This is a genomic window from Acidocella sp., assembly GCF_013044125.1.
GTDB lineage: Bacteria > Pseudomonadota > Alphaproteobacteria > Acetobacterales > Acetobacteraceae > Acidocella.
In genome coordinates, this window is record NZ_JABEVC010000111.1 from 1 (window position 1) to 8,907 (window position 8,907).

Here is an 8,907-nt window from a genome sequence, read left to right on the forward strand (position 1 = left end):
GCCCAGCAGCATGCGCAAGATGCCGACCGGCGACTGCCCCTCGTCATAGGCCAGGGCCAGGGCGCGGTCAGTGGCGGCGGGGTCGCCGGAGATGGTCGCGTCGATCGCCTCCTGCACCGAGGTATCGCCGCCATCGGCCAGGGCGGCGCAAACATCGGAGAGGCTGAGGCGTGGCTCCGCCCCGGCGTAGAGCACGAGCACCTCCAGCGCCTGGCGCAGCAGGCCTTCCTCGCCGGAGACGTTGTTGGCTACCCAGGTGGCGGCGTCCTGGTCGATGGTGATGTTCTGCGCCCGCAGCCGCGCGGTGATCACGCCGGGCAGCCGGGCGGAGTCGATTGCGTAGCAGGCGATGGCGGTAGCGGCGGGGGATTTCTCCACCAGCGCGCGCAGTTTGGATTTGCCGGTCAGCTCGCCGGCCTCCAGGATGATGAGCGCGTCCGGCGGCGCTTTCAGCAGCGCCTCCAGTGGCTTCACCAGGGTTTCGTGCGCGTCGCGCACGCGCACCACGCGCTTGCCGCCGGTGAGCGAGGCGGCGGTGGCTTCCGCCAGCAGCGTGGCCGCGTCCGGGTTGTGCAGTTCGGTGAAGCGGAACGGGTCTTCCATGGCGCCGGGGAAGGCGCGCACCAGCGCCAGCCCGCGCTCAGCGGCAAGGCCGGAATCCGGGCCGTAGATGAGCACAACCGGCGTGCCCGGGTTTTTCAGGAAGGCTTCGGTGCGCCCGGCCTCAAGCTTCATGCGCCCGGATGGGTTTTGAAATACGCGGCAACCTGGCTGGTGATCTGCGCGGCGATGGTGCTGGCCAACTGCTTGTCCACCGTGCCGGTCTCCAGGGTGAGGGCGAAATATTGCTGGTCGACGACGTTGGCTGCGTTCTCGGTGGTGGCGGTGCCGGTCGCGAGCGGCGCGCCGCCGCCGATGGGGCTGAGCACCCAGTTGGCGGTTGCGGTCAGGCGGTTGCGGGTGGTTGCGGTGTCCTGCTGCACGCCGATGCCGGCGGTGGCGATGGTATAGTTCACGGTGAGGCTGTAGAGTTCGCGGTCTGGCGCGCCGGCGGTGTGCAACTGGGTTTCCAGGCTCTCGCGCAGCATCTGGCCGGGGCGCTCGGGGATGTTGCCGACCGCCACGGTATCGAGCCGTTGCGCCACGCCCGCGCGCCCATCCTGGCCGTACAGCGGCGTGAAGCCGCACCCGGCAAGGGCGAGCATGCCCAGGAGGGGCAGCAGCCTACGCGGGTTTGACGACAAAGTTCACGATCCTGTCCGGCACGCAGATTTCTTTCACGATGAGCTGCCCCTGTAATGCGCCCGCGACAGCCTGCTTGGCAATCGGCAACGCCACATCGGCCTTGGCGCCGGCAGGCAGCAGCACGGTGCCGCGCAGCTTGCCGTTCACCTGCACCGCGACGGTGACTTCATCAACCGTGAGATAGGCCGGATCGGCCTTCGGCCAGGGGTTGGCCGCCACCAGCCCGGCGCCTGGGCGTAGCGCCGCGAAAATCTCCTCGGCCAGATGCGGCATCATCGGTGCGATCAGATGCGCGATGGTCTCGATCGCCTCGAACCGTGCCCAAAGTAATCCGGGATCGGTGGGCGCGGCCCCGGCCAGCGCGCCGGAAAGTTCGTAAATCCGCGCGACGGCGAGGTTGAAGGTGAAATTATCCAGCGCCTCGCTCACCGCGGCGATGGTGCGGTGGGTGAGTTGGCGGAGCTTTTTGGTCTCGCCGGTGAAGGTTTCGGGTGTTTCGGCGCGCGGCTCGGCGGCGATGGCCAGGGCCAGGCGGTAGAGCCGGTGGACAAAGCGGTTGGCGCCCAGAATGCCGGACTCGGTCCATTCAACGTCGCGCTCCGGCGGATTGTCGGAGAGGACGAACCAGCGCGCGGTGTCGGCGCCGAAACGGTCGATGATAACGCCGGGGTCCACCGTGTTGCGCTTGGATTTTGACATTTTCTCGATGCGGCCGACGGTGACGGGCTCGCCGGTTCCGGCATGTTTGGCACCCTCGGGGGTTTTGACGACCTCTTCGGGGTAGAGCCAGTTGCCTTGCGTATCCTTGTAGGATTCATGCGTCACCATGCCTTGCGTGAACAGCCCGGCGAAGGGCTCCTTCAGCGCCACATGCCCGGTTTTTTGCATCGCGCGGGTGAAGAAGCGGGCATAGAGCAGGTGCAAAATCGCGTGCTCGATGCCGCCGACGTATTGGTCCACCGGCAACCAGTGGTTCACCGCCGCCAGATGGGTCGGCGTGGCCGCATGCGGCGCGGTGAAGCGGGCAAAATACCAGGAGCTGTCTACAAAGGTGTCGAACGTGTCGGTCTCGCGGGTGGCGGGCGCGCCGCATTGGGGGCAGGGCACATGCTTCCAGCTGGGGTGGTGGTCCAGCGGGTTGCCGGGGCGATCGAACGTGACGTCTTTCGGCAGGATGACGGGGAGCTGCGCCGCCGGGACCGGCTGCGGGCCGCAGGTGGCGCAGTGGATCACCGGGATCGGGCAGCCCCAGTAGCGCTGGCGGGAAATCCCCCAGTCGCGCAAGCGCCAGTTCTGCACCGCTTTGCCGGCACCCAGTCTTTCCAGCGCGGCGATGGCGGCGGGCTTGGCCTGGGCGGTGGACAGGCCGGTGAGGAAGCCGGAGTTGACGATAACGCCAGCGCCATCCAGCGCCTTGGTCAGTTTTTCAGGGATGGAGTCGAGGCTGGGCGCGACGACGATGGGGATGGGCAGGGCATATTTGGTTGCGAACTCGAAATCGCGCTCATCGCCGCAGGGGCAGCCGAAAATCGCGCCGGTGCCGTAGTCCATGAGGACGAAATTGGCGATCCAGACCGGGTAGATCTCGCCGTTCAGCGGGTTGGTCACGCGCAGCCCGGTATCAAAACCTTTTTTCTCCGCCTGCTCGATGGCGGCCTCCGAGGTGCCCTGGGCGGCGCATTCAGCCAGGAAAGCGGCGGCCTGCGCGCTGGACTCCGCAACCACCTGGGCGATGGGGTGCTCGGGTGCGATGGCGAGGAAGGACATGCCAAAGAGCGTGTCCGGCCGCGTGGTATAGACTGTAACCGAAGCAATGCCGCCAGCCGGCGCGGTGAGCGCGAAGGTGACGTCCGCACCTTGAGAGTGGCCGATCCAGTTTTCCTGCATCAGTTTCACCCGCTCGGGCCAGCGGGGCAGGTCTTTCAATCCCTCCAGCAGATCCTCGGCGTAATCGGTGATTTTGAGGAACCATTGCGAGAGGTTCTTTTTCTCGACCGGGGCGCCCGAGAGCCAGCCGCGCCCGTCGATCACCTGTTCGTTGGCGAGCACGGTGTGGTCTACCGGGTCCCAGTTCACGGCGCTCATGCGCCGCTCGACCAGGCCTTTTGCCCAGAAATCCAGGAAGATTTTCTGCTGCTGGCCGTAATATTCAGGGTCGCAGGTGGCGAACTCGCGCGACCAGTCGAGCGAAAGGCCCATGCGCTTGAGCTCGCCGCGCATGGTGGCGATGTTGGCATAGGTCCAGCTCGCGGGGTCGGTCTTGCGCTGGCGGGCGGCGTTTTCGGCCGGCAGGCCAAAGGCGTCCCAGCCCATCGGGTGCAGCACATCATACCCGCCGGCGCGCTTGTAGCGGGCGACGACATCGCCCAGCGTGTAGTTGCGCACATGCCCCATGTGGATTTTGCCGGAGGGGTAGGGGAACATCTCCAGCACATAATACTTGGGTTTGCCGGTGGTGGGGGTGTCCGCGGCCTTGAACAGTCCGGCAGCCTCCCAGGCGGCCTGCCAGTGCGGCTCGGCGGTGGTGAAATCGTAGCGCGTGGTTTCAGTGTCTGACATTGTGCCCTGTGTTTAGTGAACCCGGGCGGCCGCGCCAAGAGGCCGGGCGGATATGGCCGGGACATGGCGGGCAGATGGCGGCAATTAATATTTTGTTTATTTTTGGTAAACTTTGTGTGATAAAAATGCCTTGTTTACTGAGTTGCTCAGCATATTAACGAATGATGGGAAGGGCTTGCGAATGATTACAGATTTTCTGCGGATGGCATTGCGGTTCAAGGCTGATAACCGGGCTGTCACCGCGATCGAATACGCGCTGATCGCGGCATTGATCGCGGTCGTGATCATCAGCGCCGTGACGGCGTTGGGCACGGGTGTTTCCAATACCTTCAGCACCGTCGCGAGCGAGCTGTAAACTTTGAGCGCTTAGTGTTGCTCCCTGAATCGCTGGTGCGACTCAGGGGGCGGCGATTGTGTTAACTATTCAGATTTGACATCAGCGCCTGCGCGGCGGCGTTGCCGGAGCGGATTGCTCCCTCGATGGTCGCGGGCAGGCCGGTGTCGGTCCAGTCGCCGGCCAACATCAGATTCGGGTTGCTGGTTCTGGTTTTCGGCCGCCGGGCCATTTGCGCCGGGGTGGCCTGCATGGTGGCGCGTTTTTCCCATACGGCGCGGTAAACCGGGATTTCGGGTGGAAGCGAGAAGGCGCTGGCGATTTCGCTCCATACCTTGGCGGCGATGTCCTCCGCGCTCATGTCCGCATAGCGGCTGGCGGCGGAGATGGTGACCGAGACCACGCTGCTGTGCGCGAACACCCATTCCGTCATGCCGCCGATGAAGCCCCAGAAACCGGCCTCGCCGGGGGGCAGTGAATATTTGAAATGCAGATTATAGATCGACTCGAACTCATTCGGCACGGTCAGCCCCGGCACCAGCTCGGCCGCGGCCCAGGGGGGCACCGCGAGGATGGTGGCCTGCGCCGGGTTGAGCTCGCTCACCCGTTCGCCCAGGCGGATCTCCGCGCCGCGCTCGCGCAGCCAGTTCAGCGCCGGGTCAACAAAGGTCTCCGAGAGGCCGGCGCGCGCATAGCGGGGGATGGTGGCATAGCCGCCCAGGTCCAGGCTCTCGGCGAACACGCTGCGCAGCGCCGCCGCCGCAGCCACCTGCGGGCTGGTGTTGAGCGCGGAGACGGCCAGCAGCTCCAGCAACTGGGGATAGAGCGGCCCGGTTCCGGCCAGCAGCGGGGCGACCAGATCAGAGGGTTTTGCCCTGCGGATTTTCAGCAACCCCAGATAATGGTGCAGCCTTGTGCCCGGCACGCGGCGCCTGCGGGAAAATATCCACCAGGGAAAGCCTCCCTGGTTGAGCCGCAGCGTCCAGCTCTTTCCGGTGCGCAGGTCATGAAATGGAAAAATCGGCTCGGCCGGTCCGGTGAGGGAGCGTTTCGCGCCGATCCGCTGTAGGTAGGCGAGTGTCGCGATATTGCCGGAGAGCAGCAGGTGGTTGCCGTTATCGATGCGGCAGCCGAGCACGTTGTCATAATGCGAGCGCGCGCGCCCGCCGGCGGTTTTCGCGGCCTCGAACAGCACGACATGGTGCCCCGCCTCGGTGAGCTGGCAGGCGGCGGCGAGGCCGGCGACCCCCGCGCCGATGACATGCACACTCATCGCGCCCTCACGCGGCCAGCAGGCGTACGGCCAGCACGAGCTTGCGCCAGGCCGGAAGTTTCGCGCGCGGGCCTGCGTAATTGAAGTTCCGCCGCCGCAGGATGCCGAGCAGCGGGCGGTAGCTGGCTTGCATCAGCCGGGCCGGGCGCATGGCCTTCTGGTTGCAGCGCGCCATCGCGGCCTCCGCCTCGGCGAATTTTTGTTCCGCCATGGCGGCGAGCCGGGCGCAGACCACGGGCAGCGCGGACGCGGCCAGCGCGGCCTGCGGCTCCGGTGCAATTCCCGCTTCCTCCAGAAACTCCATGGGCAGATACAAACGCCCGCGCGCCGCGTCCTCCCCGACATCGCGCAGGATGTTGGTGAGTTGCAGGCCGCGCCCCAGCGCATGGGCCACATCGCGCGCCGCGCCCGAGGAATCGCCGAACACATGCACGGAAAGCCGCCCCACGGCGGAGGCCACACGGTCGCAATACAGGTCCAGCGCCGCAAGTGTCGGCGCCACGATGGGGTCTCCCGCATCCATCTCCATGCCATCGACGATGTCGCCAAAGTCCGCTGCCTGCAAATCAAATTTCCGGACGGCATCGAGCAGCGCGCGGGGGATCGGGCCGTCCGCCTCGCCGCGGTAGAGGGCGGCGAGGCGCGCGCGCCACTCATCCAGCGCCGCGCGCTTGTGCGCGAAGGGAACATCGTCATCGTCGGCGATGTCGTCCACCACGCGGCAGAAGGCGTAGATGGCATACATCGCATCCCGCCGCGCGGGCGGGAGGATTTTCATGCCATGGTAGAATGAGGTGCCGGAGGCTTTCACCAGCGCGGTGACATAGGCGATATCGGCGGCGGTGCAGGCGGAATCGGTCATGCGAAGCGGCCCAGCGAGAGGATGGTGGCGGCGATGAAATCTACCTTGCCGAGTTTCACCCGGCTGGCCAGCGGGTCACCATGGCGCAGCCGCGCGGTCAGGCGCCGGGCGAGCCGGGTGATGATGGCGGTCTCCACCCGCAGGCGGCGCGCGCGCACCAGGCCGGGCAGCGCGGCGGCGGCTTCGTTCAGCGCCTCGGTGAGGCCGAGCATCTGGTCGAACACGGCGCGCAGGGCCGGGGTGGTCTCGCCGCGGGCCAGATCGTCGGTTTTGCAGCCGGCCTTTGCCAGCATGTCCTGCGGGATGTAGCAGCGGTCCAGGCTGCGCAGGTCGCCCGCGCAATCCTGCAGGTGGTTGAGCACCTGGAGCGAGGCGCAGAGCGCATCGGAGGCGGGCCAGGTGGCTTTGTCCTCGCCGTGCAGCTCCAGCACATACCGGCCGACCGGCGCGGCGGAATAGCGGCAATAATCCATCAGCGCGGCCCAGTCGGCATAGCGGTTCTGCACCGCGTCCTGGCGGAAGGCGACCAGCAGCTCGCGCGCATGGATGGCGCTTACCCCCGATTGCGCCAGCGAGGCGCGCAGCCGCGTGGCGCTGGGGGCGCCCTCGGCACGGGTGCCCAGCAAAACCTCTTCCATGATATTCAGCCGGGCGATTTTGCCGGCGGACGGCAGCGTGGCAGAATCGGCGATGTCATCGGCATTGCGGGCAAAGGCGTAATAGGCATGCACATGCTCGCGCAGCTCCCGGCGGATGAGCAGCGAGCCGACGGGGAAGTTTTCGTCAGCCTTGTCCTTGCCGGACCACGCTTCAACACTGGTTTGCGGCACGGCGGCGCTGGCGGCGTGAGTGGCCTGGGCGTTGTCGTTCGCGCTCATGCGCCGTGCTCCCCATAGGCGCGGCTTTTCCACTTGGCGCCGGTGCCGCGCCAGTGGTTAACCGCCGAGGCGATGGTGGCGGCCATGTAGAACAGCGCGATGAAGGGCAGCGCCAGGGCGAGGAGTTTCGGCTGGTGGTAGCGTTTCAGCGTGGGCAAATAGCTGGCCACGGCCAGCGCCGAGGCCGCCAGCCCGGCCAGGAAACGCCAGCCATGGCCGAAGATGACCTCATAGGGCGCCACCAGCCAGACGAGTGTGAGGCCCAGGATGGTTCCGGCCAGGATAAAGCCGGAGTAGTTGAGCTGGGTGAAGGCGGTGCGGGTGATCATGTTCCAGATGTCGGCCATGTGCGGATAGGGGCGGATGGAGGTGGCCAGGCCCGAGTGGCCGAGGAAGATGGGACCGGATTTCTTCACCTCTCGCGCCAGGGAGACATCGTCGATGAGGGTGGATTTGATTTTCTCCAGCCCGCCGATGCGCGTCAGGGCTTCACGGCGGATCAGCACCGTGCCGCCGGCGGCGGCGGCGGTGGATTTCAGCGGGTCGTTCACCAGGGCGAAGGGATAGAGCATCTGGAAGAAATACACGAAAGCGGGGATCAGGAAACGCTCGGGCAGCGAGGCGCAGTTGAGCCGCACCATTTCGGAGACCATGTCAGCGTGCGGGGTGGGCAGGCGGGTGACCAGCGAGGAGAGATGGCGAGGGTCGTGCGTGATGTCGGCATCGGCGAACAGCAATATGGGCGCGGTGCTGGCCTCCACCCCCTGTTGCAGCGCCCACAGCTTGCCCGACCAGCCGGGGGCCTTGGCTTTGCCGGTGATGATGGTGAGCCTTGGGTGCGTGCCGGCCAGGGCGGCGGTGCCGTCGGTGGAGTTGTCATCCACCAGGATGACGCGGAATTTGCCCGGGTAATCCTGCGCCAGCAGGGAGGCGATGACCGGGGCGATGGTCTGCGCCTCGTCGCGCGCGGGGATGATGATGTCCACATCCGGGAGCTCAGCCGGCGTGGCGGCGGGGAGTTCGGGCGCGGATGCCCAGAATTTTCCGTGCAGGAAAAACAGGTAGAGCCAGATGAGCAGGGCGAGGGTGGCGATCATGCCAGCAGGCCCTGGGCGCGCAGCCAGGTGAGCGCATCGGCCACGGCGGCGGCGGCGGGGCGCGGCTGGTAGCCGAGTCTGGCCTGCGCCTTGGCGGAGGTGAAGAACATTTTTTTGCGCGCCATGGCGAGGATTTCAGGGGTCATGAGCGGGGTTTTGCCGGTGATATTGGCGATGCGCTCCATCACCCAGGCGATGGGCATGAGCGGGGTGATGGGCAGGCGCAGGGTGGGGGGCTTGCGGCCGGTTTGCGCGGCGATGAGGGCGAGCAGCTCGCACAGCATCAGGTTTTCGCCGCCGAGGATATAGGCCTCGCCGCTGCTGCCCTTTTCCAGCGCCAGCAGATGGCCCTGCGCCACATCGTCGACATGCACGATGTTCAGCCCGGTATCGACATAGGCTGGCATGCGGCCATTGGCGGCGTCGCGCACCATCTGGCCGGTGGGGGTGGGTTTGATGTCCCCAGGGCCGATGGGGGTGGAGGGGTTGACGATGACGATGTTCTGCCCGGCGGCGGCCAGGGCGCGCACCGCCTGCTCGGCGTCGTATTTCGATTTTTTATAGGCGCCGAGGTGGTGTTCGGGCCGGATGGGGGTGGTCTCACCGGCCGGGGCGCCGCAGGGGTCCAGCCCCAGGGCGGCGACGGAGCTGGTGTAGAC

At 66.4% G+C, this 8,907-nt stretch carries 9 protein-coding genes; 1 reads left to right on the forward strand and 8 read right to left on the reverse strand.

Going from position 1 to position 8,907, the window contains the following annotated elements; all coding sequences use genetic code 11:
- The 3 genes from holA to leuS form a co-directional block, all read right to left on the reverse strand.
- Positions 1 to 735, reverse strand: a 735-nt coding sequence (gene holA / locus HKL97_RS06915; protein ID WP_291423764.1) for a DNA polymerase III subunit delta, incomplete at its 3' end; no start/stop codon positions are given.
- The gene (lptE, locus tag HKL97_RS06920) at positions 732 to 1,244 is read right to left on the reverse strand and encodes an LPS assembly lipoprotein LptE (RefSeq protein ID WP_291423766.1); all 513 of its coding nucleotides are present in this window, start codon (positions 1,242 to 1,244) and stop codon (positions 732 to 734) included. The genes lptE and holA, both read right to left, overlap by 4 nt.
- Positions 1,225 to 3,804: a leucine--tRNA ligase gene (leuS, locus tag HKL97_RS06925; RefSeq protein WP_291423768.1), complete on the reverse strand. Its 2,580-nt coding sequence runs from the start codon at positions 3,802 to 3,804 to the stop codon at positions 1,225 to 1,227. Before leuS ends, lptE begins: the two co-directional genes overlap by 20 nt.
- A gap of 181 nt (positions 3,805 to 3,985) precedes the next feature.
- Here leuS and HKL97_RS06930 point away from each other — a divergent pair, with 181 nt between their 5' ends.
- The gene (locus HKL97_RS06930; RefSeq protein ID WP_291423770.1) at positions 3,986 to 4,159 is read left to right on the forward strand and encodes a Flp family type IVb pilin; all 174 of its coding nucleotides are present in this window, start codon (positions 3,986 to 3,988) and stop codon (positions 4,157 to 4,159) included.
- Positions 4,160 to 4,220: 61 nt separating this feature from the next.
- Here the strand turns inward: HKL97_RS06930 and hpnE are convergent, their stop codons facing one another.
- The 5 genes from hpnE to HKL97_RS06955 all read right to left on the reverse strand — a co-directional run.
- A complete protein-coding gene (gene hpnE / locus HKL97_RS06935) occupies positions 4,221 to 5,411 on the reverse strand; it encodes a hydroxysqualene dehydroxylase HpnE (RefSeq protein WP_291423772.1) in 1,191 nt (396 codons plus the stop codon).
- 7 nt (positions 5,412 to 5,418) lie between these two features.
- The gene (gene hpnD, locus HKL97_RS06940) at positions 5,419 to 6,273 is read right to left on the reverse strand and encodes a presqualene diphosphate synthase HpnD (protein WP_291423774.1); all 855 of its coding nucleotides are present in this window, start codon (positions 6,271 to 6,273) and stop codon (positions 5,419 to 5,421) included.
- Positions 6,270 to 7,151 carry a squalene synthase HpnC gene (gene hpnC / locus HKL97_RS06945; protein WP_291423776.1) on the reverse strand — a complete coding sequence of 294 codons (882 nt, stop codon included), beginning with the start codon at positions 7,149 to 7,151 and terminating at the stop codon, positions 6,270 to 6,272. Before hpnC ends, hpnD begins: the two co-directional genes overlap by 4 nt.
- Entirely contained in the window at positions 7,148 to 8,248 is a 1,101-nt protein-coding gene (locus HKL97_RS06950; RefSeq protein WP_291423778.1) for a glycosyltransferase, read from the reverse strand. Before HKL97_RS06950 ends, hpnC begins: the two co-directional genes overlap by 4 nt.
- A partial coding sequence (locus HKL97_RS06955) for an NAD-dependent epimerase/dehydratase family protein (RefSeq protein WP_291423780.1) occupies positions 8,245 to 8,907 on the reverse strand: 663 nt, incomplete at its 5' end. The genes HKL97_RS06950 and HKL97_RS06955, both read right to left, overlap by 4 nt.

What these genes read in the sequence shown, in the direction of transcription:
- leuS (WP_291423768.1), bottom strand. Translation starts at nt 3,804, where the DNA reads ATGTCAGACACTGAAACCACGCGCTACGATTTCACCACCGCCGAGCCG.
- HKL97_RS06930 (WP_291423770.1), top strand. Translation starts at nt 3,986, where the DNA reads ATGATTACAGATTTTCTGCGGATGGCATTGCGGTTCAAGGCTGATAAC.
- hpnE (WP_291423772.1), bottom strand. Translation starts at nt 5,411, where the DNA reads ATGAGTGTGCATGTCATCGGCGCGGGGGTCGCCGGCCTCGCCGCCGCC.
- hpnD (WP_291423774.1), bottom strand. Translation starts at nt 6,273, where the DNA reads ATGACCGATTCCGCCTGCACCGCCGCCGATATCGCCTATGTCACCGCG.
- hpnC (WP_291423776.1), bottom strand. Translation starts at nt 7,151, where the DNA reads ATGAGCGCGAACGACAACGCCCAGGCCACTCACGCCGCCAGCGCCGCC.
- HKL97_RS06950 (WP_291423778.1), bottom strand. Translation starts at nt 8,248, where the DNA reads ATGATCGCCACCCTCGCCCTGCTCATCTGGCTCTACCTGTTTTTCCTG.